Annotated in this window: 19 protein-coding genes and 1 riboswitch; of the genes, 11 read left to right on the top strand and 8 right to left on the bottom strand. The window is 63.2% G+C overall.

Annotation, left to right across the window (positions count from 1 at the left end; all coding sequences use genetic code 11):
- The first annotated feature begins 112 nt into the window (after window positions 1-112).
- Window positions 113-1,240: a pyridoxal phosphate-dependent aminotransferase gene (locus tag VGO04_RS18915; protein ID WP_327497511.1), complete on the top strand. Its 1,128-nt coding sequence runs from the start codon at window positions 113-115 to the stop codon at window positions 1,238-1,240.
- 180 nt (window positions 1,241-1,420) lie between these two features.
- The gene (locus tag VGO04_RS18910) at window positions 1,421-3,388 is read left to right on the top strand and encodes an acyltransferase family protein (protein WP_327497510.1); all 1,968 of its coding nucleotides are present in this window, start codon (window positions 1,421-1,423) and stop codon (window positions 3,386-3,388) included.
- A gap of 99 nt (window positions 3,389-3,487) precedes the next feature.
- Here the strand turns inward: VGO04_RS18910 and bmt are convergent, their stop codons facing one another.
- Window positions 3,488-4,504, bottom strand: a complete 1,017-nt coding sequence (gene bmt / locus VGO04_RS18905; RefSeq protein WP_327497509.1) for a betaine--homocysteine S-methyltransferase — start codon at window positions 4,502-4,504, stop codon at window positions 3,488-3,490.
- A gap of 83 nt (window positions 4,505-4,587) precedes the next feature.
- Window positions 4,588-5,931 (bottom strand): O-antigen ligase, encoded by a 1,344-nt coding sequence (locus VGO04_RS18900; protein ID WP_327497508.1) that lies wholly within the window; start codon window positions 5,929-5,931, stop codon window positions 4,588-4,590.
- Between the two features lie 374 nt (window positions 5,932-6,305).
- Here VGO04_RS18900 and VGO04_RS18895 point away from each other — a divergent pair, with 374 nt between their 5' ends.
- Window positions 6,306-7,175: a D-alanyl-D-alanine carboxypeptidase family protein gene (locus VGO04_RS18895; RefSeq protein ID WP_327497507.1), complete on the top strand. Its 870-nt coding sequence runs from the start codon at window positions 6,306-6,308 to the stop codon at window positions 7,173-7,175.
- Window positions 7,176-7,508: 333 nt separating this feature from the next.
- On the opposite strand, the gene VGO04_RS18890 is transcribed toward VGO04_RS18895, so the two are convergent.
- The 4 genes from VGO04_RS18890 to VGO04_RS18875 all read right to left on the bottom strand — a co-directional run bounded on the left by VGO04_RS18890 (window position 7,509) and on the right by VGO04_RS18875 (window position 11,690).
- Entirely contained in the window at window positions 7,509-8,555 is a 1,047-nt protein-coding gene (locus VGO04_RS18890; protein ID WP_327497506.1) for a glycine betaine/L-proline ABC transporter ATP-binding protein, read from the bottom strand.
- Window positions 8,548-9,459: a proline/glycine betaine ABC transporter permease gene (locus VGO04_RS18885; protein WP_327497505.1), complete on the bottom strand. Its 912-nt coding sequence runs from the start codon at window positions 9,457-9,459 to the stop codon at window positions 8,548-8,550. The genes VGO04_RS18890 and VGO04_RS18885 overlap by 8 nt, the downstream gene beginning before the upstream one ends.
- A gap of 290 nt (window positions 9,460-9,749) precedes the next feature.
- Complete coding sequence (locus VGO04_RS18880; RefSeq protein WP_327497504.1) at window positions 9,750-10,748, bottom strand: ABC transporter substrate-binding protein; 999 nt, start codon at window positions 10,746-10,748, stop codon at window positions 9,750-9,752.
- A gap of 798 nt (window positions 10,749-11,546) precedes the next feature.
- Window positions 11,547-11,690, bottom strand: coding sequence for a hypothetical protein (locus tag VGO04_RS18875; protein ID WP_327497503.1), 144 nt, complete (start codon window positions 11,688-11,690; stop codon window positions 11,547-11,549).
- Window positions 11,691-11,939: 249 nt separating this feature from the next.
- Between VGO04_RS18875 and VGO04_RS18870 the strand changes: the two genes are divergently transcribed.
- Window positions 11,940-13,397 carry a cobyric acid synthase gene (locus VGO04_RS18870; RefSeq protein ID WP_327497502.1) on the top strand — a complete coding sequence of 486 codons (1,458 nt, stop codon included), beginning with the start codon at window positions 11,940-11,942 and terminating at the stop codon, window positions 13,395-13,397.
- 34 nt (window positions 13,398-13,431) lie between these two features.
- On the opposite strand, the gene VGO04_RS18865 is transcribed toward VGO04_RS18870, so the two are convergent.
- Window positions 13,432-14,061, bottom strand: coding sequence for a cation diffusion facilitator family transporter (locus tag VGO04_RS18865; RefSeq protein ID WP_327497530.1), 630 nt, complete (start codon window positions 14,059-14,061; stop codon window positions 13,432-13,434).
- A gap of 151 nt (window positions 14,062-14,212) precedes the next feature.
- Window positions 14,213-14,614, top strand: a riboswitch (cobalamin riboswitch).
- Window positions 14,615-14,749: 135 nt separating this feature from the next.
- Here VGO04_RS18865 and cobU point away from each other — a divergent pair.
- From cobU to VGO04_RS18835, 6 genes are all read left to right on the top strand, one after another.
- Complete coding sequence (gene cobU, locus VGO04_RS18860; RefSeq protein WP_327497501.1) at window positions 14,750-15,274, top strand: bifunctional adenosylcobinamide kinase/adenosylcobinamide-phosphate guanylyltransferase; 525 nt, start codon at window positions 14,750-14,752, stop codon at window positions 15,272-15,274.
- Between the two features lie 3 nt (window positions 15,275-15,277).
- Window positions 15,278-16,342, top strand: a complete 1,065-nt coding sequence (gene cobW, locus VGO04_RS18855; protein WP_327497500.1) for a cobalamin biosynthesis protein CobW — start codon at window positions 15,278-15,280, stop codon at window positions 16,340-16,342.
- A gap of 77 nt (window positions 16,343-16,419) precedes the next feature.
- Entirely contained in the window at window positions 16,420-20,241 is a 3,822-nt protein-coding gene (cobN, locus tag VGO04_RS18850) for a cobaltochelatase subunit CobN (RefSeq protein ID WP_327497529.1), read from the top strand.
- Window positions 20,242-20,285: 44 nt separating this feature from the next.
- Window positions 20,286-20,930 carry a cob(I)yrinic acid a,c-diamide adenosyltransferase gene (cobO, locus tag VGO04_RS18845; RefSeq protein ID WP_327497499.1) on the top strand — a complete coding sequence of 215 codons (645 nt, stop codon included), beginning with the start codon at window positions 20,286-20,288 and terminating at the stop codon, window positions 20,928-20,930.
- Window positions 20,930-21,355 (top strand): EamA family transporter, encoded by a 426-nt coding sequence (locus VGO04_RS18840; protein ID WP_327497498.1) that lies wholly within the window; start codon window positions 20,930-20,932, stop codon window positions 21,353-21,355. The genes cobO and VGO04_RS18840 overlap by 1 nt, the downstream gene beginning before the upstream one ends.
- Window positions 21,356-21,439: 84 nt before the next feature.
- A complete protein-coding gene (locus VGO04_RS18835) occupies window positions 21,440-22,885 on the top strand; it encodes a hypothetical protein (RefSeq protein WP_327497497.1) in 1,446 nt (481 codons plus the stop codon).
- Between the two features lie 13 nt (window positions 22,886-22,898).
- Here VGO04_RS18835 and VGO04_RS18830 read toward each other — a convergent pair whose 3' ends face one another.
- Window positions 22,899-23,492, bottom strand: a complete 594-nt coding sequence (locus tag VGO04_RS18830; RefSeq protein WP_327497496.1) for an isoprenylcysteine carboxylmethyltransferase family protein — start codon at window positions 23,490-23,492, stop codon at window positions 22,899-22,901.
- 341 nt (window positions 23,493-23,833) lie between these two features.
- Here VGO04_RS18830 and VGO04_RS18825 point away from each other — a divergent pair, with 341 nt between their 5' ends.
- On the top strand, window positions 23,834-25,303 hold the full coding sequence (locus tag VGO04_RS18825) for a hypothetical protein (protein WP_327497495.1): 1,470 nt from the start codon (window positions 23,834-23,836) through the stop codon (window positions 25,301-25,303).
- The last annotated feature ends 149 nt before the right edge of the window (window positions 25,304-25,452 follow it).

Raw genomic sequence — 25,452 nt, 5'->3', positions numbered from 1 at the left:
TTTCAGCCCAGATCATTCCGGATGAACACGTGCTTCATGTTTCCAATGGAATTGTCTGATTTCTCTACCGTTTTCTCGTGCGCCGATTGCGTCGCGAATGGAGGACATCGCCATGACGACCTTACCCGATTTCCGGCTCGAAACCCATTTCTCACGCTGGGAGTTCAATGCGCGCCACCACATGACGGCGAGCGACAGCCAGACGATGGCCATGAGCGACCTGCTGGCACTCGCCGACGAAGAGGACCGCGCCGCCTGGGAGGACGTGACGCTCGGCTACACCGAGACCTATGGCGCGCCGGCCCTGAGGGCGGCGATCGCCGCCACCTACGAGGGCCTGTCGGCCGCCGACATCCTCTGCTTTGCCGGCGCAGAGGAGGGACTTTATTGCGCTATGCTGGCGCTGCTTTCGCCCGATGACCACGCCATCGTGACGGTGCCGAACTACCAGTCGATGGAAACCCTGCCGGTCACGATCGCCGGCGCTGTTACCGGCGTTCCGCTGAGGCCGGAAAACAACTGGCGGCTCGACATTGCGGATGTCAGGGCGACGCTGCGCCCGAACACCCGGCTCATCTGCGTCAACTTTCCCAACAACCCGACAGGTGCCATCGCCGACCAGCAGACGTTTCGGGCGCTCGCCGATCTTTGCGCGGAGCGCGGTATCCACCTCTTCAGCGACGAGGTCTATCGCGGGCTGGAGCGGGATTCGGCACTGCGTCTGCCGCAGGCGGCCGAACTTTTCGAGCGCGGCGTTTCGCTCAACGTCATGTCCAAGGCCTATGGCCTGCCGGGCCTTCGGATCGGCTGGATCGCCTGCCGCGACCGCGCGCTGCTCGAGCGCATGGAGAAGATGAAGCACTACCTGTCGATCTGCAATTCGCGGCCGTCGGAGGTGCTGGCGACGATCGCGCTCAAGGCGCGCGCAACGATCCTTGATCGCAACCGGGCGCTTGTCGCGGCCAATCTGGACAAGCTCAGCGGCTTCTTTGCAGGATTTCCAGGCCTCTATGAATGGCAGGCGCCGGACGGCGGCTGCGTCGGTTTTGCCCGTTACCTCGGCGCCGATGGGGTGGAGGCGCATTGCCGGAGCTTGGTGGAGGAGGCGGGCATCCTGCTGCTGCCGTCAAGCCTGTTCGTTTCCGACCTTCTGCGGGTTGCCACCGACCGCTTCCGGGTCGGCTTCGGCCGCAAGGACATCGAGATCGGGCTTGAGGCCTGGCGCCGGCATCTCGGCTGAACCGGGCGGGTCCGGCTGAAAGCGCAGGCAGCCGGACCGACAGGCGCGTCCGTGATTGCCCTGTTGTGGCCGGCTTTGCGCCCAGAAACCGCGCGAGTGTGGATATAGCGTGAGGGGGCGTGGCCGCAAAGGCGGGCGCGTGTTAACGGACAGGCCCGCCCTTCGAGTGTTTCCCCGCTGATGCAATACAGACCCGAGATCGATGGCCTGCGCGCGCTTGCCGTGGTGCCCGTGCTTTTGTTCCATGCCGGATTTGGCTTCCTCGCCGGCGGCTTTGCCGGCGTCGACGTCTTTTTCGTCATCAGCGGCTATCTGATCACGGCGATCATCCACCGCGAGATTCGTGACGGAAGCTTCAGCATCGTCGCCTTTTACGAGCGCCGCGCCCGCCGTCTGGCGCCTGCGCTTCTGCTGGTCTGCGCGGTCTGCATTCCCTTCGCGCTTCTTTGGATGCTGCCCGGGGAGCTCAACAATTTCGGCAAGAGTCTTTATGCGGTGAACATCTTTGCCTCGAATTTCTTGTTCTGGGATCAGACGGGGTACTTCGAGCCGAGCACCGATCTGATGCCGCTGCTGCACACCTGGTCGCTGGCAGTCGAGGAGCAGTTCTATTTCGTCTTTCCGTTGCTCCTGCTTGGCTTGCGGCGTGTGTCGGCGGCGACGGCCCTGAAGATCGTCCTGGCTCTCGTGGCCCTGAGTTTCGCCATGACGCAGCTTTTGGCGTGGGTCGACCCGGCGGCAAATTTCTACTTGCTGCCCAGCCGCTTCTGGGAACTCGGCATCGGTGCCGGTCTTGCACTTGTGGGCGCTGACGGGCTCGACCTGTCGAAAGGTCGCCGCGAACTGCTTTCGGTGCTTGGTCTGGCCGCTATCATCGCGACCTATCTCTTCGTTCCGGAATCCGCTTTCTATCCCGGCTGGACGACGGTGCCCGTGGTGTTCGGCACGGCGTTCGTGCTTGCCTTTGCCCGCCACGATACCGTCGTCGGCAGGCTCCTGTCGCTGAAGCCTTTGGTGGCGATCGGTCTTATCAGCTACAGCCTCTATCTCTGGCATCAGCCGGTTTTTGCCTTCGCGCGGCTGAGAGCGTTCGAGGAGATCCCGGCCCCGGGCTATGCGTTGTTGCTGGCGCTCTGCTTCGCGCTTGCCTATCTCAGCTGGCGCTTTGTCGAGCAGCCTTTCCGCAAGCGCGAACGCTTCGGGCGGCGTGCGGTCTTCGGTTCCGCGTTTGCCGCAGGCGCAGTCATGATCGCCCTCGGTTTCGGCTTCGACGGGTCGGATGGGCTGGTGTCGCGGAACCGCGACCTTGCCGAACTCACCCGGCCAAGTGTCGGCCTTGGCAAGACCTGCGATGCGGTTGCCGATCTGCGCTGCGCCACGAGCCCGACGCCGGAAGTCGCTGTCTGGGGCGATTCCTTTGCCCGCCACCTCGTCGATGGCGTCATCGCCTCCAAGCCCGATGTGCGCCTGGTGCAACTCGCCAAGAACAATTGCGGGCCGTTCTTGAGCCTCGCCCCCGTCGTTCCCAGGCTCGGCCGTAACTGGCCGCAGGACTGCGCCCGCTATAACAGCGACGTGCGTCAGTTCCTGCTCGCCAACCGTTCGATCCGCTACGTCATCCTGTCGTCGCAGCTCAGCCAATATCTGAAGGAGGAGACGGTGCTCGTCGGCGGGCGAGAAGAGGTCTCTTCGGAAACCCGCCTTCTGAGTGACGGATTGCGAGAAACGCTCGCCTGGCTCAAGGCAAACGGCTTCGAAGCCGTCTTCGTGGCGCCGACACCGCATGACGGTCGCGACACCGGTCTTTGCGTGGCGCGCGCCACGCTGCTTGGTCAGTCGACCGCGCGCTGCAAGCCGGTGCTGAGGGACGTGAAGATCCATGATCGCGACATCCTGAAGGTGGTCTCCGATATCGCCGACGAATACCCGGTCGTCAGTTTCATGGATTATCTTTGCGACACCGACAGCTGCAAGGTCGAGGACAATGGCGTGGCGCTCTTTGAGGATGCCGGTCACTTTTCGGCCGAGGGTTCGCGCCAGATGGGGCGCGCGTTCGACTTCTACCGTTCCTTCATCGATGCGGCCAAAGGCGAGAAGCTGTCGCAACGGCCACAGAACCCTCTGGCCTTCGAGAGCGCCGGGCTCTGAAGGCACGCGGATAGCCTGCAGCCGTCAACAATCTCCCGAAAAAACAAACGCCCCGGATCATCGGATGCCGGGGCGTTTTCGTGTGGGGTGTGCGTTCGATCAGGCGCGGCGGCTGCGGCGCTCGCGGCTTGGTGCGGCCGGGGTCTCGTTGGCGGTCTTGTTGCGCAACGGGCCGATCTTTTCGACGATGACGTCGAGCGTCGGGCGTTCACGACGGACGTGCTCGTCGAGCGCTACGCGCATGGCGGCCAGGTGGTCGCAGGTGGTGCCGCAGCAGCCGCCGATGATCCGGGCGCCGGCGTCGGCCGCAAGCCGCACATACTCCGCCATCAAAGGCGGCGTGCCGGAATAGTGGATTTCGGAACCGCGAAATTCCGGAATGCCGCAATTGCCCTTGACGATAACGGTTGCCTCGGGTGCCGCCTCGGTCATGTCGAGCAGCGAGGAGAGGATGTCGGAAGCACCGACGCCGCAATTGGCGCCGACGGCGACCGGGCCGTTGCCAAGCTCGCCTGCAACGCCGTGGATGTCCTTCGGGTGCAGGCCCATCATCGTCTTGCCGGCGGTGTCGAAGGAACCGGTGTAGACATAGGGCAGGCCGACCTTGGCGGCCGCTTCGGCAGCGGCGCGGATCTCGTCCGGTGCGGACATGGTCTCGATCCAGGCAACTTCGGCGCCACCGGCCTTCAGGCCCTCGATCTGCTCGACAAAGGCCGAAACCGCGTCTTCATAGGAGAGCGCGCCAAGCGGGATCAAGAGTTCGCCGGTCGGGCCGACGGAGCCGGCGGTGATGACCTTGCGCGGTGCCTGGTCGGCAACGGCGCGGGCAATTTCGGCGGCACGCTTGTTCAGCGCGTGCACGCGATCGTCTGCCTGGTGCAGCTTCAGGCGATGGCGGGTGCCGCCGAAGGAATTGGTGAGGATGATGTCGGCACCGGCGTCGACGAAATCCTGGTGCAGCTTGGTGATGTTTTCCGGCTTGGTCTCGTTCCAGAGCTCGGGCGCTTCGCCGGCTTCCAGTCCCATCGCAAACAGCGAGGTGCCCGTCGCACCATCGGCAAGGAGAACGCCTTTTTCGGCAAGCAGGGCGGACAGGGCATTGGTGGCTGCGGTCATCGGTTTTTCCCGGCTAGAATGGAATGTAGAGACATATAAAGATATCTTTATGTCTTTGCAAGCCATTCGCGCTGGGAGCGCAACTATTGTCGCGCGCGCATGCTCATGCGGCCGGCAAGACCAAGCCCAAAGACGGCGAGCGCCGTCAGCAGCCACATCGGGTCGGCCCGGTTGAGAAAGAAGCTTTCAAGCATGGCGTTATAGGTCATGAAGATCACCACCATGACGCAGAAGTCTGCGAAAATCCGGGCCTCCGCACGCCGATAGGCGCGCGCATAGTCGAAGAGCGGTTTGACGAAGAGCAGGGCCGTCAGGAGGACGCCGCCCGGCAGCCCGAACATCAGCACCGCGTCGAGGTAGCTGTTGTGGCCGGTGACGATGCCGCGCACGTCCCAGCTTGCCTCGAAGTTCGCTTCCAGCCCCATGATGACAGGTGACAGCCAGAAGCTGGCATAGCCCTGGCCGAACCAGGGCCGCTCCGCGATGCTGGCGCTGGCGAACTTCCAGATGTCGTCGCGGCCGGTAAAGGTCGGGTCGTCGATCAGCGCCTTGGTGATGGCATAAAACGTGTCGGAATAGATGGTGCCGAGCGTCAGGCCGAAGATCAGCGCGGACATGGCGAGATGCGCGAGGATCATCAGGCCGGGGCTGCGCACCGCACGTCCGGCAAAGACAAGTCCGATCGCGATCGGCAGGAAGCCGATCGTCGTCTTCGAGCCGGTGTGGAGTACGAAGTTGGCGGCGAGCAGCGTGATCGCCCAGCCGCGCAGCGGCGCGCCGGCGCGCAGGCAATAGATGCCGAACATGCACAGGATCGAAAAGACCGGCGCCGAGACGTTCTTGTGCAGCAGGTGCCCGCGCCAGAAGCCCGCATGCCAGGGCTCGTCGCCGAAGGCCGAATGGATGGCGCGGTCGGGCGCGACGACAAGGGCTGCATAGTCGATCAGGATCAGAAGCAGGATCGCGTTGGCGCCGGCATTGACGAAATCCTTCTCGCTGCGCGGCAGCACCAGCACGCCCGCCACCATGATCATCGCAATCAGGCTCAGCGTCAGGCCGCGCGCGGAGGCGGCCGGGTCGTAGGACTGCAGGCAGGAGACATAGGCGATCGCAAAGATTGCGATCCAGGACGGCGAGACCAGGCGCGCCAGGATGCGCCGGTCGACCACCACGAACATCGCAAAGAGGTAGACGACCCCGAGCACCAGATAGCCGACCTGGTTGATGATGTTGCCGTCATTAGCCGCATTCGGATCCGTCGTCACAGCGCCCTGAAACGGGATCAGCGTGAAAACGATGAGAAACAGCCCGAGGCCGGAGAGCAGCGCCGCCAGGCCATGGACAAGCTCCACCAGGCCGGCATCGACGGCAGCCGGGACTGGCTGTCGCGTGCTCGAAAGGTTTGCCGTGGCTGGGTTCGAATGCATGGCGGCGCCAAACGGAAGAGGCAAGGATGCCGCGGTCCGGGCGGCGGCGAATGGAAACCAGCCCACGGCGGATGCCGGCCGGGCAGGGATGCGACGCCACCTTCGCGCATTCAGGTTAAGTCTCGGTGAAACAGGAGGGCGCAGGGCGAGCACCTTGCCGTTGACGCGCCCGTGTCCTTTATGTTGCAAGGCTCTGATAATTGCGCGCCGATTGCCGCAGGTCCTTGCCGCCCGTGCATCGTGCCCTTAAAAAGGCGGGGGTGTCTCGGCCGTGGAAAACGCGGCCGTTGCCGTATCCAGCAGCATGTCTTCCATAATTCGATCACGATTTTCGTCCCGAGGTCGATCGATACGTCGAAACGAGAAAACACGATATGCAGTCCCTTATCCGTATGGTCGCGTCCGCCGCGGTCTCCGTAAGCCTGCTCCTTGGCAGCGCATCCTTTGCCGCAGCCGGGCAGGCCCATTTTGTCGTCAACGCCGAAACGGGCTCGATCCTGGAGGCCGACAAGGCCGACGAACTGAACTATCCGGCGTCGCTGACCAAGATGATGACGCTCTATCTCGCCTTCGAGGCGCTGAAGACCGGCACGCTGAAGTGGGACCAGAAGCTGACGGTTTCCGAGCACGCCAACAGCCTTGAGCCCTTCAAGCTTGCCGTCGGCGCCGGTCGCCAGATCACGGTGCGTGAAGCGGTCATGGGCATGGTCGTGCTCTCGGCCAACGATGCGGCCGTCGTCATCGGCGAGACGCTTGCCGGCAACGAGCCCGCTTTCGGCGAAATGATGACGGCCAAGGCCAAGGCGCTCGGCATGAGCCGCACGGTCTTCAAGAACGCCAATGGCCTGCCGGACCCGGCGCAGGTGACGACGGCGCGCGACATGGCGACGCTCGGCCTGTCGCTGATGCGCGACTTTCCCGACGAGTTCCAGCTTTTCGCCAACAAGACGATCGAGTTTCGTGGCATGAAGCTGCGCGGCCACAACAACGTGATGAAGCGCTACGAGGGCGTGGACGGCATCAAGACCGGTTACACCGACGCGTCGGGCTACAATCTCGTGACCTCGGCCAAGCGCGGCGGCACGCGGCTCGTCGCCGTGGTCATGGGCGGCAAGACCGCGCAGGCGCGCGACGACGAGATGATCGGCCTGCTCGACAAGTTCCTGCCGCCGAAGGACGAGGCAAGCGCTGCAAGCGTTGCCGAGCCGGCAGCTGCGGCGACGGCTACGACCACGACGAACTGACGAGGTGACGTCCGCGCAAGTCGGGTGCACGTTCCTCTGCGGACGCCTTGTCCATCAGCGTGAACGTTTTCACCCTAACCCTCTCCCCGCAAGCGGGGCGGGGGGACGAGTGCGATCGTGAGCCGCCAGCTCTTGGGCGGCGTTTTGAATAATCCGTCCAACCTCAAGAATGATCTGGCAGAGTGAGGGAACGCGGGCGTGCCGCAAGTCCCTTCTCCCCGTAGGCAGGGAGAAGGTGCCGGCAGGTGGATGAGGGGGAACCCTCACCGCGCGAATGATGAGCAACCCTCACCAGGCGCGCGGGTCAGGGCAGATCGGCTGCCCCGGCCGGCCTCAAGCTGCGGCGCGATCCTCGTGGCTGACCGGTGTCACCATGGCCGAGATGACGGCCGAGAGGTCGAGGGCGCCGATCGGGCGGCCGTTTTCATCGACCACATGGGCAACGCCGACGCGGGAGGCGGTCATGGTGCGGGCGGCCGATTCCAGCACGGTGCCGGTCACCAGCGGCACGCCTTCGGCATTGCCGGAAAGCGGCCGCATGATCGTCTCGACATTGATGACGCGACCGCGGTTCACTTCCTTGACGAAGGCGGTGATGTAGTCGTCGGCCGGTGACAGCACGATCTCCTGGCCGGTGCCCTGCTGCACCACGCGGCCATCGCGCAGAATGGCGATCTTGTCGCCGAGGCGCAGCGCCTCGTCGAGGTCGTGGGTGATGAACACGACCGTCTTCTTCAGTTCCTTCTGCAGGTCGAGAAGCACGGTCTGCATGTCGACGCGGATCAGCGGGTCGAGCGCCGAATAGGCTTCGTCCATGAGCAGGATGTCGGCATCGTTGGTGAGCGCCCGGGCAAGGCCCACGCGCTGCTGCATGCCGCCCGAAAGCTGGTTCGGGAAGTGGTTTTCGAAGCCCTTCAGCCCGACGCGCTCGATCCAGCCGCGGGCGCGCTTTTCGCTTTCCTTGCGTTCGATGCCCTGGATTTCCAGGCCATAGACGGTGTTGTCGAGCACGGTGCGGTGCGGCAAAAGCGCGAACTTCTGGAACACCATCGCCGTCTTGTGGCGGCGGAATTCCCTCAGATCGTTGTCGTTCATCTTGCAGACGTCGACGCCGTCGTAGAGCACTTCGCCCGCCGTCGGGTCGATCAGCCGGTTGATGTGGCGGATAAGCGTGGATTTGCCGGAACCCGAAAGGCCCATGACCACCATGACGCCACCGGCGGGCATGGAGATGTTGATGTCCTGCAGGCCGAGCACGTGGCCGTGCTCTTCGTTGAGCTCGGCCTTGCCCATGCCTTTCTTGACGGCGTCGACAAAGTCGCCGCCGCGGGGGCCGAAGATCTTGTAGAGGTTTTTCACCTCGATTGCGTGACTAGCCATGGATAACCTCCGAGTGCTTCTGCAGCCGCTTGCCGAAGGCCTGGCTGGTACGGTCGAAAATGATGGCGATGCCGACAAGGGCAAAACCGTTGAGGAAGCCGACGGTGAAGAACTGGTTGGCGATGGCCTGCAACACGTTCTTGCCGAGGCCGCCGACGCCGATCATCGAGGCGACGACAACCATCGCCAGCGACATCATGATCGTCTGGTTGATGCCGGCCATGATGGTGGGTAGTGCCAGCGGCATCTGCACGTTCTTCAGCTTCTGCCAGGTGGACGAGCCGAAGGCGTCTGCCGCTTCCAGCACTTCCTTGTCGACGAGGCGGATACCAAGGTTGGTGAGGCGGATCATCGGCGGCACTGCGTAGATCACGACCGCGATCAGGCCCGGCACCTTGCCGATGCCGAAGATCATGACGACCGGGATCAGATAGACGAAGCTCGGCATCGTCTGCATGACGTCGAGGATCGGGTTGACCACAGCCTGCACGCGCTCGGAACGCGCCATCAGGATGCCGATCGGAATGCCGATCAGGATCGAAATGAGCGTACAGACGGTGACCATGGCGAGCGTGATCATCGTGTCGTTCCACAGGCCGACAAGGCCGATGAAGATCATCGACACCGCCGTTCCGATGGTGATGCCGATGTTGCGGCTGCCGAAATAGACGATCGCCACCATCAGAGCCAGGATGACGATCCATGGCGAGCTGACGAACAGGCTCTCAAGATAATTCAAAAACCACTGAAGGGGCTGGACCACGGTGTCGATGGCGTCGCCGTAAGAGCGGACGAAGCCCTTGAAGCCGTCGTCAATGGTCTTGCGCGCCAGGCGGATCATGCCCTCGTCAATGGCAGGGAACTTGCAGAGCAGCTCTGGCAAGACACTGCAGATGGATGCCATTTGTTTCCCCTTCTTGGCCGGAAGTCTTGTGGTCGCCGGTTGCGTCTGGGTATCGACTGTCGTCGATGCCTGCGCACACTTGGGTGACCTCTCTGGGTCCCGGCTTCTAAAATGTGTCAGCGAAATGTGGCGCCCGCTTTACTGATTGCGACGCGAAGGGCCACGGTTCGCCGCCACTGGAACGATGCGCGCGCAAATCAACCCTGAGGCAGGCGCCATGGTTCCGGTGGTCGAACGGTGCCACGGCGGGCAGGCGACCTCTTGTGCCGCTGCCCGCCGTCAGATTGCGATCAGAGTGCCGCCTTGACCTTTTCGGCCACTTCCGGGCTCACCCATTTCGTCCACATGTCCGGGAACTCCTCGAGGAAGTGCTTGGCGGCATCCTCGTTGGTGCCCTGGTTCTGGTCCATCCAGGCGAGAACCTTGTTGACCGTGCCGTTGTCCCACTTGCGTACCTTGACGTAGTCCATGGCGACGCTGGCTTTTTCAGAGAACGACTTTGTGACGACCGTGTAGACGTCTGACACCGGATAGGAATTGACCTTCGGGTTCGGGCAGTCCGGAACGGCGGTGCAGGCGTCCCAGTCGGCCTTGTCGTGCTCGACGCCGAAGGAGAGGCGGGTCATTTCGTACTTGCCGAGGATGGCCGTCGGCGCCCAGTAATAGCCAAGCCAGCCGGTCTTCTTTTCAAAGGCGTTGGCGATCGAGCCGTCGAGGCCGGCAGCCGAGCCGGTGTCAACCAGAAGGAAGCCGTCCTTCTCGGCGTTCAGCGCCTTGTAGAGGTTGGCGGTCGAGACCTGGCAGTTCCAGCCGGACGGGCAATTGTGGACCGCGGCCTTGCTCGAGTCTTCCGGCGCCGGGAAGAGTTCAGGATGCTTCAGCGCGTCCTGCACGGTCTTGATATCCGGGTGCGCGTCGGCGATGAATTTCGGGATCCACCATCCTTCGACGCCGCCTTCGCTGAGCAGGGGCGCGGCTTCGATCAGCCGGCCCTCTTTGATCGCCGCGTCGAGCGGCGTGCGCACGGCGTTGACCCACAGTTCCGGGGCCATGTCGGGTTGCGCCTTCTCGTTCATCGAAGCGAAGGTCGGCATGGTGTCGCCGGTCACCAGCGTCACGGTGCAGCCGTAGCCGTTTTCGAGAATGAACTTGTCCACCTGGGCGGCAACGCCAGCGGAGGCCCAGTTCATTTCGGCAATGCTGACTTCGCCGCATTCGGCAGCCTGCGCTGAGCCTGCCAGGGCATAGAGTCCCGCGGCGAGAATGGTGGAAGCGAGGAGTTTCTTCATGTTGCAAGACCTCCCAGTCTTTTTTGCAGCCAATGTTCAAACGGGTATCCACGGAAGATGCCGAGCATCCTCCGTCACCCGGAGCAATCATGCAGCGAGGGGTTCGGCGTCGAACGAGCCAAGGGTCACCCTTGCTGCGCACGGTGCGGGAGTTCTTTCAGGTCCTGGCGGCGGAACCCTGTCGCCGGCCAGCCTCCTCTTATACCGCTCCCGCAAGCCTATGTATTCTCGTTGAGAAATCAACCTCTTGAATCGGAACGCTCGCAGGCTGCAGCGCGACATGCATTCTGTCTGCGACATCTCCGCCGGGCGTTTTTCGTGCATGAGCAGGCTGAATTTAAGCAATAGCGACAATTCTTGCCGCAAAAAATGGCGCTAGACGCAATGTCGCTCCCAACCCTGTCGAGATCGTGACGTTTGCTATCGTGATTGCGTCACCGGATTTGTCGCGAATGTCGCGAAAAATTTACAAAAAAGACCGGAATTCATCTTTGGTTAAATCCTCAATAACCATCCGGTAACGATGTCCAGCTAATTGTTCTTCTCGCGGCGGGGGACTGCCGCCGGTCCGGATCAGGTTTTTGCGTCCCGGACTTGTAGCGAACCTTCGGTGTGTTTTGCCGAAGTGACCAGGCGTAATTTGGCGGCCGCATCCCTCCTTGAGAGGTCGATGCGGCCTTCGCATTTCCGGACCATGGCCGGACACAAAAACTACACAAAAAAACCGCCCCAGCTGGGGCGGTGGGAGGAGGCTCTGGGAGGAGAACTCGGAAGGGGGAATGTTGCCCCTGTCGCGGATCAGCCGACGTTCGAGGTGCGGATGAAACCGAGCGGGCCGAACGGGACGTCGACAACGAGGTTGCGCACGCGCGACTGGCTGGACGGAACCTTGGAGTTCCAGGCGATCTGGACGAAATTGGGCTTGCTGAAGATGTACAGCATGGACGTAAACCTTGAGAGGCCGGAGGTCTTTGCTCCGGGCTTGTTGATATGCCGCTGATATAGGTGTGCACTGCGAAAAACTGAATACCAAACTCGCCATGCGATGTCGCATTTTGGCTAGCCGCCGCGACAATTTCGACAAGCCTTGCAAAGGCTGGAAACAATGCGTGAGCGGCCTTGCCAGATTGCGGCGAAATCGTGTCGAAACAGACCTTTGCCGCTGAGCGTTTCAGTGTTACCGATGCCTCCATGACACGCAGGATCATGTTGCAGGGAACCGGCTCGGATGTCGGAAAATCGGTATTGGTCGCGGGGCTCTGCCGGCTCGCTTCCAACAGGGGCTTGAAGGTCCGGCCGTTCAAGCCGCAGAACATGTCGAACAACGCCGCCGTTTCCGACGACGGCGGCGAGATCGGCCGGGCGCAATGGCTGCAGGCGCTGGCCGCCCGCGTACCGTCGTCGGTGCATATGAACCCGGTGCTTTTGAAGCCGCAGTCCGACGTCGGCAGCCAGATCGTCGTGCAGGGCAAGGTGGCGGGACAGGCCAAGGGGCGCGAGTACCAGGCGCTGAAGCCCAAACTGCTTGGCGCCGTGATGGAGAGTTTCGAGCAGATCTCGTCCGGTGCCGATCTCGTCGTGGTCGAGGGCGCGGGTTCGCCGGCGGAAATCAACTTGCGCGCCGGCGACATCGCCAACATGGGCTTTGCGACGCGCGCCGGCGTCCCCGTCGTGCTCGTCGGCGACATCGACCGCGGCGGCGTCATCGCCTCGCTGGTCGGTACGCACGCGATCCTGCCTGATGAAGACCGGGCGATGGTGAGCGGCTATCTCATCAACAAGTTCCGCGGCGATGTCACGCTGTTTGACGACGGTATTGCCGCAGTTAACCGCTTCACCGGCTGGCCCTGTTTCGGCGTCGTGCCCTGGCTGAAGGCGGCCGCAAGGCTGCCGGCCGAAGACTCCGTCGTACTGGAGAAGCTGACACGCGGCGAGGGGCGGGCGCTGAAGGTCGCAGTTCCCGTGCTGTCGCGCATTGCCAATTTCGACGACCTCGACCCGCTCGCAGCCGAGCCCGAAGTCGATCTCGTCTTCGTCAAGCCCGGCAGTCCGATCCCCGAGGATGCCGGCCTCGTCGTCATTCCCGGCTCGAAGTCGACCATCGGCGACCTCATCGATTTCAGGGCGCAGGGTTGGGACCGCGATCTTCAGCGCCATGCGCGCCGCGGTGGCCGCGTCATCGGCATTTGCGGCGGTTACCAGATGCTCGGCCGGAAGGTGAGCGATCCGCTCGGCATCGAGGGCGGCGAACGGGAGGTAGAAGGCCTCGGGCTGCTCGACGTCGAGACCGAGATGGCGCCGGAAAAGACCGTGCGCAACAGCCGCGCCTGGTCGCTGGAGCATGACGTGGCGCTCGAAGGCTACGAGATTCATCTCGGCCGGACCGAGGGCGGCGATTGCAGCCGGCCTTCGGTGCGCATCGACAACCGACCGGACGGCGCATTGTCTGCCGACGGCCGGGTGATGGGCACCTATCTGCACGGGCTGTTTGCCAGCGACGCCTATCGCGGCGCACTTTTGAAGAGCTTCGGCATCGAGGGCGGGGCGAGCAACTACCGCCAGTCGGTCGATGTGGCGCTGGACGATGTCGCAGGCGAGTTGGAGGCGGTGCTCGACCGGCGCTGGCTGGACGGGCTGCTGGGGCTCTAGTTCCGGGCCCGCCGCATATGAGCCAGCACCAGAATTACGCCGCGACGTCGTGCTCTTCGCGTGCAGCCTCCCAGACCTCCCGCGCAGCATCCAGGTTCATCAGGGCGATCCCGAGACCCACGATCAAGTCCGGCCAGGCCGACTGCCACAGATAGGCCGTCGCCAGACCCGCGGCGATAATCGCGACATTGGCGAAGGCATCGTTGCGGGCAGACAGGAACGCCGCCCGCGTGAGGCTGCCGCTCGTATGACGATAGGCGACGAGAAGGTATGCGCAGAAGAGGTTGATCAGAAGCGCGCCAAAGCCCGTTATGGAAAGCGCAAAAGGCTCGGGCGGGATCGGGTTCATGAACTTCGACCAGGCCGTCCACAGAAAGGCGAGCGCCGGGACGAGCAGGATGAACGCCATCAGCATGCCGGCTCGGGCACGGCTCTGCGCCGTCCAGGCGAGCGCAAAGAAGATCAGGATGTTCACCGAGGCATCTTCGAGGAAGTCGACACTATCGGCCATCAGGGACACAGAGCCGATCGCAAGCGCCACAACGAGCTCGATCCCGAAATAGCCGAGATTCAACAGGGCGACGATAAGGACGACGCGGCGCAGGTTGGTATCCACTCTGAAACTCCTTTGCAGGCGAGATTCGCCGTCGGTACTTTGACACATTTGCAGGCAACAGATTGCTGTCCGCGCGTTGTGTTTCGACATCGGTTCCCTCCAATGTCGCCGCCTGCAGCACCCCGACAAATCGTCGCGTGGCGCAACTCGGCCGGGGAGGCGTCGCAAGCGTCGATTGACTTTGGACTGCCCGCTTCCTAATCATCGGGTGTTGGATGGTTCCTTCTGGTCGTGGCGATCAGGGGGAACAATTGGGAATGTGACGGATGGACCCAAACCGGGCATCCTTATCGCAGCCGACCCCGCGACTGTAGAACGGTCAGGGTTCGCCATCGGGTTCAAGGTCAGGCCCGCCGGCCGATTGCATGGGCAATCACGGCAGTCCTGGACGGAACCGGAAAAGCCACTGGCGTGGCTTCGTGATCAGCCGGGTTGGACGCCTCTTCTTCTACGAATCGTCCGCCTTTCACGATGTTGAAAACGCCGGGAAGGTGAGGCGGGCCGCTCGGGTCCTGACATCGGAACCTCGCCCCTTGGGGCGAGGCGATGCCGGGCCCGTGACGCCGTGAGCCAGGAGACCTGCCATCCGGCATGGGCATTCCGCCCGAGGAGATTTTTGTCTCCAACGCCATCACGGAGGTTGTTTTGGCTCGCAGATGTTTTCCCGAACGCGCCGCGGGCGCGCCGAACGGCTGTTGCCGTCTGCCGCTGATTCAGGCGCGGTGAGGCGGCGGCGATGAGCAATTCCAGCGCCGGACCCGTCCTGGTCCTTGGTGGCGCCCGTTCCGGCAAATCCAGTTTTTCCGAAAGGCTCGTCGAAGCGTCCGGCCTCACCATGCATTATGTCGCCACAGGCCGCGCCTGGGACGACGAAATGCGTGAACGTATCGACCATCACAAGACGCGTCGCGGTCAAGGCTGGACAACGCATGAGGAGCCCGTCGATCTCGTCGGCATCCTCGGGCGCATCGACAACGCGGATCATGTCGTGCTCGTCGACTGCCTGACGCTGTGGGTCACCAATCTCATGCTCGAGGAGCGCGACATTGAGGCGGAGTTCGCCAAGCTTGCCGCGTACCTTCCGCAAGCGCAGGCGCGTCTCGTTTTCGTTTCCAACGAGGTCGGCCTCGGCATCGTGCCGGAGAACCGCATGGCGCGCGAATTCCGCGACCATGCCGGCCGGCTTCACCAGATCGTTGCGGAGAAATCCGCTGAAGTTTACTTTATCGCGGCCGGTTTGCCGCTGAAAATGAAGGGTTGAATAATGACCACCGCAAGAACCAGCCACGGCAAGATCCCGGCGACCGTCATCACCGGCTTCCTCGGCGCCGGCAAGACGACGATGATCCGCAACCTCCTGCAGAACGCCGATGGCAAGCGCATCGCGCTGATCATCAACGAGTTCGGCGATCTCGGCGTCGACGGCGACGTCCTGAAGGGCTGCGGTGCGGAGGCCTGCACCGAGGACGATATCATCGAGCTCACCAATGGCTGCATCTGCTGCACGGTTGCCGACGATTTCATCCCGACCATGACGAAGCTGCTCGAGCGCGAGAAGCGTCCTGATCATATCATCATCGAGACGTCCGGCCTGGCGCTGCCGCAGCCGTTGATCGCCGCCTTCAACTGGCCGGATATCCGCAGCGAAGTCACCGTCGATGGCGTCGTCACCGTGGTCGACAGCGCCGCCGTTGCCGCCGGCCGCTTTGCCGACGACCACGACAAGGTCGACGCACTGCGCGTGGAGGACGACAACCTCGACCATGAAAGCCCGATCGAGGAACTGTTCGAGGACCAGCTCACCGCTGCCGACCTCATCGTCCTCAACAAGACCGACCTGATCGACGCTTCGGGCCTGAAAGCCGTGCGCGACGAAGTCGCCTCGCGCACCAGCCGCAAGCCTGCCATGATCGAGGCGAAGAACGGCGAGGTGGCCGCCGCCATCCTGCTCGGCCTCGGCGTCGGCACGGAAAGCGATATCGCCAACCGCAAGTCGCACCACGAACTGGAGCATGAGGCGGGCGAAGAGCACGACCACGACGAATTCGACAGCTTTGTCGTCGAGCTCGGCGCGATCGCCGACCCGGCTGCCTTCATCGATCGCCTGAAGGGCGTGATATCAGAGCACGACGTGCTGCGTCTCAAGGGCTTTGCCGATGTGCCCGGCAAGCCGATGCGCCTCCTGATCCAGGCTGTCGGCGCGCGCGTCGACCAGTATTACGATCGCGCTTGGGCTACCGGCGAAAAGCGCGGCACGCGCCTCGTGGTCATCGGCTTGCATGACATGGACGAAGCGGCGGTGCGCGCTGCCATCACCGCGCTCGTCTAATACCTTGAAATAACGCAAGTCCGGATGGAAGGCGCAACACGCTTCTTCCATCCGGAACTGCCTTGACGGACAAGACCATGCATCTGCTTCTCGCCCAGAAGGGAACGATCGCCGACGGCAACGAAGCGATCGATCTCGGGCAAACGCCGGCCGACATCCTGTTTCTGTCTGCCGCCGACACCGAGCTGTCGTCGATCGCCGCCGCCCATGGCCGGCGCGAAGGTGGCGCCAGCCTGCGCATCGCCAGCCTCATGAACCTGATGCACCCGATGTCGGTCGATACTTACGTCGAGCGCACGGCGCGGCATGCGAAGCTGATCGTGGTTCGCCCGCTCGGTGGCGCCAGCTATTTCCGCTATCTGCTCGAAGCCCTGCATGCAGCCGCTGTCACCCACCGGTTCCAGATCGCGGTGCTGCCCGGCGACGACAAGCCCGATCCGGGGCTTGAGCCGTTCTCGACCGTTGAAGCCGACGACCGCCAGCGGCTCTGGGCCTATTTCACCGAAGGTGGCGCCGACAACGCCGGGCTGTTCCTCGATTATGCCGCGGCGCTGGTCTCGGACGCGGAGAAGCCGCAACCGGCCAAACCGCTCCTGAAGGCGGGCATCTGGTGGCCGGGCCGGGGCGTGATCGGGGTCGACGAGTGGCGGGCGTGCGTTCAGCAGGCGCGGCCGCACTTGGTCGCGGGAGAGGGATCAGAACCTCCGACAGTCGCCATCTGCTTCTACCGCGCCCTCGTGCAGAGCGGTGAGACGCGACCGGTGGAGGCGCTGATCGATGCATTGGCCGCGCAGGGTGTGCTCGCGCTCCCGGTTTTCGTCTCCAGCCTCAAGGATGCCGTGTCCGTCGGCACGCTGCAGGCAATCTTCTCGGAGGCGGCACCCGACGTGGTGATGAACGCCACCGGCTTTGCTGTCTCGTCTCCCGGTGCCGACCGGCAGCCGACGGTGCTGGAATCGACCGGCGCGGCAGTGCTGCAGGTGATCTTCTCCGGCTCCTCGCGGGCGCAGTGGGAGACGTCGCCGCAGGGGTTGATGGCGCGGGATCTTGCCATGAACGTTGCCCTGCCGGAGGTCGATGGCCGCATTCTCGCGCGCGCCGTCTCGTTCAAGGCGGCGTCGATCTATGACGCGAAAGTCGAGGCTAACATTGTTGGCCACGAACCGCTCGAAGACCGGGTGCGTTTTGCCGCGAACCTTGCGGTCAACTGGGCGCAGTTGCGTCGTGCGAAGCCGTCTGAGCGCCGCATCGCCATCGTCATGGCGAACTATCCGAACCGTGACGGGCGGCTCGGGAACGGTGTCGGTCTCGATACCCCGGCCGGTACCGTCGAGGTGCTCAACGCCATGACGGCGGAAGGTTATGCGGTGGGCGAAGTCCCGGAGGACGGCGACGCGCTGATGCGTTACCTGATGGCCGGGCCGACCAATGCCGCAGGTCGTGACCGTGAAATCCGCGAGACAATTTCGCTGAGCGATTACAAGACCTTCTTCGATTCGCTTCCGAAACAGATAAAGGATGAAGTCGGTGGTCGCTGGGGTGCGCCGGAGGCCGATCCGTTCTTCCTCGACGGTGCCTTCGCACTGCCGCTCGCCCGCTTCGGCGATGTCATCGTCGGTATCCAGCCGGCGCGCGGCTACAACATCGATCCGAAGGAAAGTTATCACTCGCCGGACCTGGTGCCGCCGCATGGTTATCTCGCCTTCTATGCCTTCCTGCGCCAACAATTCGGCGCGCAGGCGATCGTGCATATGGGTAAGCACGGCAATCTCGAATGGCTGCCGGGCAAGGCGCTGGCCCTGTCCGAGACGTGCTATCCCGAGGCGATCTTCGGGCCGGTGCCGCATATCTACCCCTTCATCGTCAACGATCCGGGCGAAGGCACGCAGGCCAAGCGCCGCACCAGCGCCGTCATCATCGACCACCTGACGCCGCCGCTCACGCGCGCCGAATCCTACGGGCCGCTCAAGGATCTCGAAGCGCTCGTCGACGAGTATTACGACGCCGCCGGCGGCGACCCGAGGCGCCTGCGTCTGCTCAGCCGTCAGATCCTCGACCTCGTGCGCGACATCGGCCTCGACAGCGACGCCGGCATCAACAAGGGGGACAGCGACGACAAGGCGCTGGAAAAGCTCGACGCCTATCTCTGCGACCTCAAGGAAATGCAGATCCGCGACGGCCTGCACATCTTCGGCGTGGCGCCCGAGGGGCGCCTGCTGACGGACCTCACTGTCGCACTCGCCCGCGTGCCGCGCGGCCTCGGCGAGGGCGGAGACCAGAGCCTGCAGCGGGCGATCGCGGCGGATGCGGGGTTGAGGGGCGCTGAAGGCGAGATCGCTCCCGAAGGACAATCCTTCGATCCGCTCGATTGCATGATGTCGGACGTCTGGACCGGCCCGAAACCAACGATCCTCGCCGATCTCTCGGACGCCCCTTGGCGCACAAACGGAGACTCGGTCGAGCGCATCGAACTGTTGGCAGCGAAGCTCGTTGCGAGCGAGCAGTCTTGTCCGCATGACTGGCCCCACACCCGCGCCGTTCTCGACGAAATCGAAACCCGCCTAAAACCCTCGATCTCCGGCTCCGGAGCCGCCGAGATGACTGGCTTCCTCACCGGCCTCGACGGCCGCTTCGTCGCGCCCGGGCCCTCCGGCGCGCCGACGCGCGGTCGCCCCGACGTGCTGCCGACCGGGCGCAATTTCTACTCCGTCGACAGCCGCGCCGTGCCGACACCCGCTGCCTACGAGCTCGGCAAGAAATCCGCCGAACTCCTGATCCGCCGCTATCTGCAGGATCACGGCGAGTGGCCGTCCTCCTTTGGGCTTACCGCCTGGGGCACGGCCAACATGCGTACCGGCGGCGACGATATCGCCCAGGCCCTGGCGCTGATCGGCGCCAAACCCACCTGGGACATGGTCTCGCGCCGGGTGATGGGCTACGAGATCGTGCCGCTTGCCGTGCTCGGCCGGCCGCGCGTCGACGTGACGCTGCGCATTTCCGGCTTCTTCCGCGATGCCTTTCCGGACCAGATCGCGCTGTTCGACAAGGCGATCCGTGCCGTTGGCGCGCTCGAGGAAGACGATGCCGACAACATGATCGCCGCGCGCATGCGCGCCGAGACGCGGCGATTGGAGGCCGATGGCGTCGAGGCGGCCGAGGCGTCCCGCCGCGCGTCCTATCGCGTCTTCGGCGCCAAGCCCGGGGCTTATGGCGCCGGCCTGCAGGCGCTGATCGACGAGAAGGGTTGGGAGAGCAAGGCGGATCTCGCCGAGGCCTATCTCACCTGGGGCGCCTATGCCTATGGCGCCGGCGAGGAGGGCAAGGCCGAGCGCGATCTCTTCGAAGAGCGGCTGCGCACCATCGAGGCGGTGGTGCAGAACCAGGATAACCGCGAGCACGACCTGCTCGACAGCGACGACTACTACCAGTTCGAAGGCGGCATGAGTGCTGCTGCCGAGCACGTTGGCGGCAATCGCCCGGCCATCTACCACAACGACCATTCCCGGCCGGAAAAGCCGGTTATCCGCTCGCTGGAAGAAGAGATCGGCCGCGTCGTCCGTGCGCGCGTCGTCAATCCCAAGTGGATCGATGGCGTCATGCGACACGGCTACAAGGGCGCCTTCGAGATCGCCGCCACCGTCGACTACATGTTCGCCTTTGCCGCGACCACGGGTGCCGTGCGCGACCACCACTTCGAGGCCGCCTACCAGGCCTTCGTCGTTGACGAGCGGGTGGCGGACTTCCTGCGCGACAAGAACCCGGCCGCCTTTGCCGAGCTTGCTGATCGGCTGCTCGAAGCGATCGATCGCAATCTCTGGACCCCGCGCTCCAACTCGGCGCGATTTGATCTTGGTGGCATCGGCAATGCCGCGACACGGCTTCGTGCCGGCAACGAATAGAGCGGGAAACCCGCATCCTGCGAACCTGATTTGAGGGAGTGACTATGAGCGACGAGACGACGAACAGCGGCGAAGCCATTGCCGAAAAGGACGACGCCCGCCACGCCATGAAAATGGCGAAGAAGAAGGCTGCGCGCGAAAAGATCATGGCGACCAAGACCGACGAAAAGGGTCTTATTATCGTCAACACCGGCAAGGGCAAGGGCAAGTCGACCGCCGGCTTCGGCATGATCTTTCGCCATATCGCCCACGGCATGCCCTGCGCCGTCGTGCAGTTCATCAAGGGCGCGATGGCGACCGGTGAACGCGAGCTGATCGAAAAGCACTTCGGTGACGTCTGCCAGTTCTACACGCTCGGCGAAGGTTTTACCTGGGAAACGCAGGACCGCGCCCGTGACGTGGCGATGGCGGAAAAGGCCTGGGAAAAGGCGAAGGAACTGATCCGCGACGAGCGCAACTCGATGGTGCTGCTCGACGAGATCAACATTGCGCTGCGCTACGACTATATCGATGTCGCAGAGGTCGTGCGGTTCCTCAAGGAAGAAAAGCCGCACATGACGCATGTGGTGCTCACTGGCCGCAACGCCAAGGAAGACCTGATCGAGATTGCCGATCTCGTCACCGAAATGGAGCTGATCAAGCATCCGTTCCGCTCCGGCATCAAGGCGCAGCAGGGCGTCGAATTCTGATGAGCCAGAGCTGGCAGTTCTGGGCGCTGCTTTCGGCAGCCTTTGCTGCCTTGACGGCGATCTTCGCCAAGGTCGGCGTCGCGCAGGTCAATTCCGACTTCGCGACGCTGATCCGCACCGTCGTCATACTCTTCGTGCTCGCCGGCATCGTGGCGGCGACCGGGCAATGGCAGAAACCGTCGGACATTCCCGGCCGCACCTGGCTGTTCCTGGCGCTATCGGGCCTTGCCACCGGCGCCTCCTGGCTTGCCTATTTCCGCGCCCTGAAGCTCGGCGACGCCGCCCGCGTCGCCCCGCTCGACAAGCTCTCGATCGTCATGGTCGCCATCTTCGGTGTGCTCTTCCTCGGCGAGAAGCTCAACCTGATGAACTGGCTTGGCGTCGGCCTCATCGCCGGCGGCGCGTTGTTGCTGGCGGTGTTTTGAGGTCGCTCGCCTCACGCGAATTTGTTCACTGAATGTTCGTCACAATCAAGTCGCAATCCCGGTACATGCAATGGTTGCGATGGATTGGAGGACGGCATGCGGGTTGACGGCAGTTGGCGCGGGCGCCTTGAAAGAGACTACCTTTTCTTCGCAGCCTGGGTGACGGCGGTCCTGTCGGCGCTCTCCGCTTCCGTCCACTATGTCGCGACACCGCCTGCGGGCTGCCCCTTCGGGCTCGTTGTGGTTCTCCTTGGTATTTTCCCGGCCATGGTTACAGCGCGATTGACGATCGCGTTCAGCCGAACGCGCCGCAGCCCCTGGCAACTGATGGCGTATTCGTCCGGGGTTGGCTTCGCCATGGTCGCCGGCCTGATTGGCATCTACGTTCTGACCCTGAGTTTCGCGAGCTGGGATCCGGGTGGATATGCCGTGCCCTACCCAGTGCTGACGCACAGCTTTCTAACGTCCGGTTTCCCGGTGTTCGCGGTCGCCGGTGCGCTCATCGCTGCTGCGACCTTCGGGCTGTGGCTGCTGGGTGAGAGGAGAATGGAACGCAACAGCGCTGAGCCGGGGGACGGGACGGCCTCACAGCACACCCCGTTTTCCCGCCACGAGGGCGAATTCGTTCGCAGTGGGCAATGGCGGGCCGAAGAGCGCTATTTCTGGCTCTCTGTTCTGGTCGGTCCGGTGGTCATTATGCTCCCGCTGATCCTGCTGGAGATGATCTTCAGTCCGGAGACAGCGCTCGGCGCGCCGAAACTGCCGTGGGCAGTCCTGCGCTACTACTTCGGCGGCGCTTTCGCGGCTGCGATCAGCGCCGTGCTCGTTCTTGCGCTGGTGTTCAATCGTTCCCGTCGCTCGGCCTGGCTTGCCGCCTTTTTCGTCGGCTTGCACGTCGGTGCAATTTTCACGCTTCTGTTTGACTACGCCGACGAAACCGCCAGCAATCAGGCGTTTCTGCTGCCATTCGGCGGCCTCCTTGGCGCCCTATCGGCTGCCATTTGCGCCGCGATCTGGTTTCCCGACCGCCGCGGCCTTGGGGCACAAACTGCGCAACAGGCAGCTTGCGTGCGAGAATTTGTGCGCGCTTTGCGGACCGCCGGCTTTGCCGCACCGGCCACCGCGGCGCTCTCCTTCCCTGTTTTCGCAGCCATGGCGCACATGCTCGGCATCACGATACAGGCGGACCTCGACAACGCTCTGCAGGTTGGCGCTATCGAGACGTGGCTTTTGAACTATCGGGTCTGGGCGGTCGTTTCATTGCTGACACTGTTGCTTGACCACCTTCTCAAGAGCAGAGCGGTCCAACCGCGCTTGGCTCTCATCATCCTCTCGCTGTCAGCCTTTCTCGTCGGAGGAGCGATGGCACATAGCTTGAGCGAAGACGTACTCAGAAAGAGCGTGCCGATGTCGATGGTCTCCTTCCTCAGCCTTGGTTTGCCCAGTGTCATTGCCGGCCTCACGGCTGTATTTCTGCTCCGACGGAGCACGCCGCGCAGTCGGGCTGACGGCGCGAGTTTTGTCGCGTGACCGCGAGGTTTCGTCAGACCCAGCGCCGTACGCGCTTGCAATAGGCGCCGTAGGCTTCACCGAAGGCGCGAGTGAGGTGCGTTTCCTCCATGCGTGTCTGGTAGGAAATCGAGATCCAGGCGGAAAGGGCGAGTGCTACCGAGACGACGTTGGGAACTGAAAGCACCGTGCCGATCAGTGCCGTGACCATGCCGACATAGATCGGGTTGCGCGAGAAGCGGTAGAGACCGGAGGTCACGAGCGGCGCATCCTGCCTTTCGGGAATGCCGATCTTCCACGAGTGACGCATCGCCCATTGCGACAGCATCGTCAGCCCGCCGCCGAGCGCCATCAGCACGAGGCCGGCGGCATGAAGCAGCGGCGTGTCAAGCATAGGGATCCGTCCGAGCGCGGCGATGACCGCTCCGGGAAAGACGGCGACCGCCAGGAGATGAACCACCAGCGCCGCCACGATCACGCGGAAGAGTTTGCCCGCAAACCCCTCGGCATCGTCGCCATAGGTCAGCACAACCGGAGAGCGGCCGGATTGATGACGGCGTACAACCGCAAGCGCCAGGGTGAACAGGCCGACGACGAACATCATGATGGCGGGCAGGGCGGTGGACATCGGTACCTCTGGATCAAGTGGAATGGCGGGTTACGACCGGCGAAGAGACCAAGCGGAAATCGCCGCGATCTCCTTTCGATGGCGTTGCCGCGACTTTGCAATCTCCAGCGGCTAGAGGTTCAAGAGGGCATTCGATAATTATCGACGCACGGCAACCGACCCGCGCCAATGTTGCCGCAGACGGCCCAGGATGAATTTCCGTCCGAGGTGAACCGGCTGACACGGCATTGTTCGCGCGCAGCGCACCGATGCGCCTTTCGTTTTCCGGCGTTCCCTAAATGTTCGCCTTGATCAAGCCGCAATCCCGATACACGAAACAGTTGTATCGAGGGAACGGCAAGATGCAGGCAACGGACGAATGGCGCGGGCGCCTCGAAAGGACATATCTTCCCTTTGCAACTTGGGTCACGACGGCATCGGTGGCGCTCGTAACCGGTATCGTCTGCGCGATGACCGCGACGACTGGAGTGTTGCCGGTCTTGATCCCGTTCTTATGTGCCTTTCCGGCGATGATGTGCGCCCGGCTGACAATCGCCTTCAGAGGCTTTCTGCGCCGGGACTGGCAGCTTCTCCCTTTGGCGGCCTGTTGCGGCGCCCTCACGGTGTTCAGCCTCCAACTGGCCTACCTCCTGTCCATTGCTGTCGCGATGTGGGATCCGGGCGAAACGACGAGCGCCCTTGATGCGCTGACCGATGAAAAGCTCACCGTTTCCGCATTTCTTTCGGGTAGCCTCTATTTTCTCGTCCCGGCGCTCCTTGGGAGCGTGGCCTCTTGCGCCAGTGCAGGGGGTTGGCTGTATCGGGATCGGCGCGGACTAGGGGGCTCCGTCGACGGCAACAAGGTGGCCGTTTCCACGCTGGCGCAACCCCATCTCGATCATGACAGCCGTCGGACCTTCCCGAGCCGGCGGCTCACCCCGGAAGCGTGCTACTTCTGGTCCACGACGGCCTTCGGCCCGGTGATCGTCTCTCTGCCGTTGGCGCTGTTTGCCAACATGGTCCTCGGCCCCGGAGGACCTAACGGGATCCAGCAATTGCTGTGGCTTATGCTGAGGCTTTACTACTGCGGTACCTTTGCGGCAGCCGTGGCTGCTTTCCTGATCCTTGCGCTCGTCTTCGATCGCAGGCGTCGCTCGGCCTGGCTCGCGGCGCTTTGCGTAGGTGTGCATGCAGGTGCGCTGTTTCCGCTTCTGTTTGCTCCCGCCGAGGGCAATCCGGGCAGCCAGGTGAAGTTGCTGCTCATTTGTAGCGTCCTTGGCGCCTTGTCTGCTGCGACATGTACCGCCATCTGGTTTCCTGATCGCCGCGGACAGACGCTTGGGGATGAGCGTGTGGAGGTGTGGCTGACCGGACGCGCAGTGGCACGCACATTCTTGGTCGCCGGCCTTCTCGCACCGCTCGTTGCAGCATTTGTCTATGGTCTTTTCGTTGGCGTCGTGCAGTTGGCTGGTACGCCGTCCGATGCCACCTTCATTGGCCGGTTGCGCAGCTTCGATCTCGAGATATGGGCTATCGCCTACAAGATCTGGGCCGTCGTGGCGCTGCAGGCGTTGGCGCTTTACCATGTGTTGCCGATAGCGGACATCCGGCGGCCGGCCATCATCGTGGCCATCCCGCTCATGGCGTTTCTGTTTGCGGGCGCCATGGGGCAGAGCCTCGACGACTACGTCATGCCGAAGCCGACGGCCCTCTCGATCGGCTCGTTCTTTGAACTTGGTTTGCCAGGTCTCGTCGCCGCCGTCGTGGCTGTATTCCTCATTGCCAGGAATCCGATGCGGCGCCCGATCGATCCAAGGCGCGCTGTCGCTTGATGAGGGCGAAAGCGGAATTCGCCCATGGAAGCCGATGTCGCGCCAGCGGTAGGGTGAAGAGGCCGACGACGGGCATCAGGATGGTTGGAAGGACATGGGGACCTCTGACGCGTGCGGAATGACTGGACGAAGCTTGTCCATCGGTTCTC

This window comes from Ensifer sp., from assembly GCF_035999185.1.
Taxonomy (GTDB): Bacteria; Pseudomonadota; Alphaproteobacteria; order Rhizobiales; family Rhizobiaceae; genus Ensifer.
This window is presented reverse-complemented; position numbering and strand designations above follow the sequence as displayed.

Excerpts from the sequence above, each read along its gene's own strand:
- VGO04_RS18915 (WP_327497511.1), top strand. The coding sequence starts at position 113 with ATGACGACCTTACCCGATTTCCGGCTCGAAACCCATTTCTCACGCTGG.
- VGO04_RS18910 (WP_327497510.1), top strand. The coding sequence starts at position 1,421 with ATGCAATACAGACCCGAGATCGATGGCCTGCGCGCGCTTGCCGTGGTG.
- bmt (WP_327497509.1), bottom strand. The coding sequence starts at position 4,504 with ATGACCGCAGCCACCAATGCCCTGTCCGCCCTGCTTGCCGAAAAAGGC.
- VGO04_RS18900 (WP_327497508.1), bottom strand. The coding sequence starts at position 5,931 with ATGCATTCGAACCCAGCCACGGCAAACCTTTCGAGCACGCGACAGCCA.
- VGO04_RS18895 (WP_327497507.1), top strand. The coding sequence starts at position 6,306 with ATGCAGTCCCTTATCCGTATGGTCGCGTCCGCCGCGGTCTCCGTAAGC.
- VGO04_RS18890 (WP_327497506.1), bottom strand. The coding sequence starts at position 8,555 with ATGGCTAGTCACGCAATCGAGGTGAAAAACCTCTACAAGATCTTCGGC.
- VGO04_RS18885 (WP_327497505.1), bottom strand. The coding sequence starts at position 9,459 with ATGGCATCCATCTGCAGTGTCTTGCCAGAGCTGCTCTGCAAGTTCCCT.
- VGO04_RS18880 (WP_327497504.1), bottom strand. The coding sequence starts at position 10,748 with ATGAAGAAACTCCTCGCTTCCACCATTCTCGCCGCGGGACTCTATGCC.
- VGO04_RS18875 (WP_327497503.1), bottom strand. The coding sequence starts at position 11,690 with ATGCTGTACATCTTCAGCAAGCCCAATTTCGTCCAGATCGCCTGGAAC.
- VGO04_RS18870 (WP_327497502.1), top strand. The coding sequence starts at position 11,940 with ATGACACGCAGGATCATGTTGCAGGGAACCGGCTCGGATGTCGGAAAA.
- VGO04_RS18865 (WP_327497530.1), bottom strand. The coding sequence starts at position 14,061 with ATGTGTCAAAGTACCGACGGCGAATCTCGCCTGCAAAGGAGTTTCAGA.
- cobU (WP_327497501.1), top strand. The coding sequence starts at position 14,750 with ATGAGCAATTCCAGCGCCGGACCCGTCCTGGTCCTTGGTGGCGCCCGT.
- cobW (WP_327497500.1), top strand. The coding sequence starts at position 15,278 with ATGACCACCGCAAGAACCAGCCACGGCAAGATCCCGGCGACCGTCATC.
- cobN (WP_327497529.1), top strand. The coding sequence starts at position 16,420 with ATGCATCTGCTTCTCGCCCAGAAGGGAACGATCGCCGACGGCAACGAA.
- cobO (WP_327497499.1), top strand. The coding sequence starts at position 20,286 with ATGAGCGACGAGACGACGAACAGCGGCGAAGCCATTGCCGAAAAGGAC.
- VGO04_RS18840 (WP_327497498.1), top strand. The coding sequence starts at position 20,930 with ATGAGCCAGAGCTGGCAGTTCTGGGCGCTGCTTTCGGCAGCCTTTGCT.
- VGO04_RS18830 (WP_327497496.1), bottom strand. The coding sequence starts at position 23,492 with ATGTCCACCGCCCTGCCCGCCATCATGATGTTCGTCGTCGGCCTGTTC.
- VGO04_RS18825 (WP_327497495.1), top strand. The coding sequence starts at position 23,834 with ATGCAGGCAACGGACGAATGGCGCGGGCGCCTCGAAAGGACATATCTT.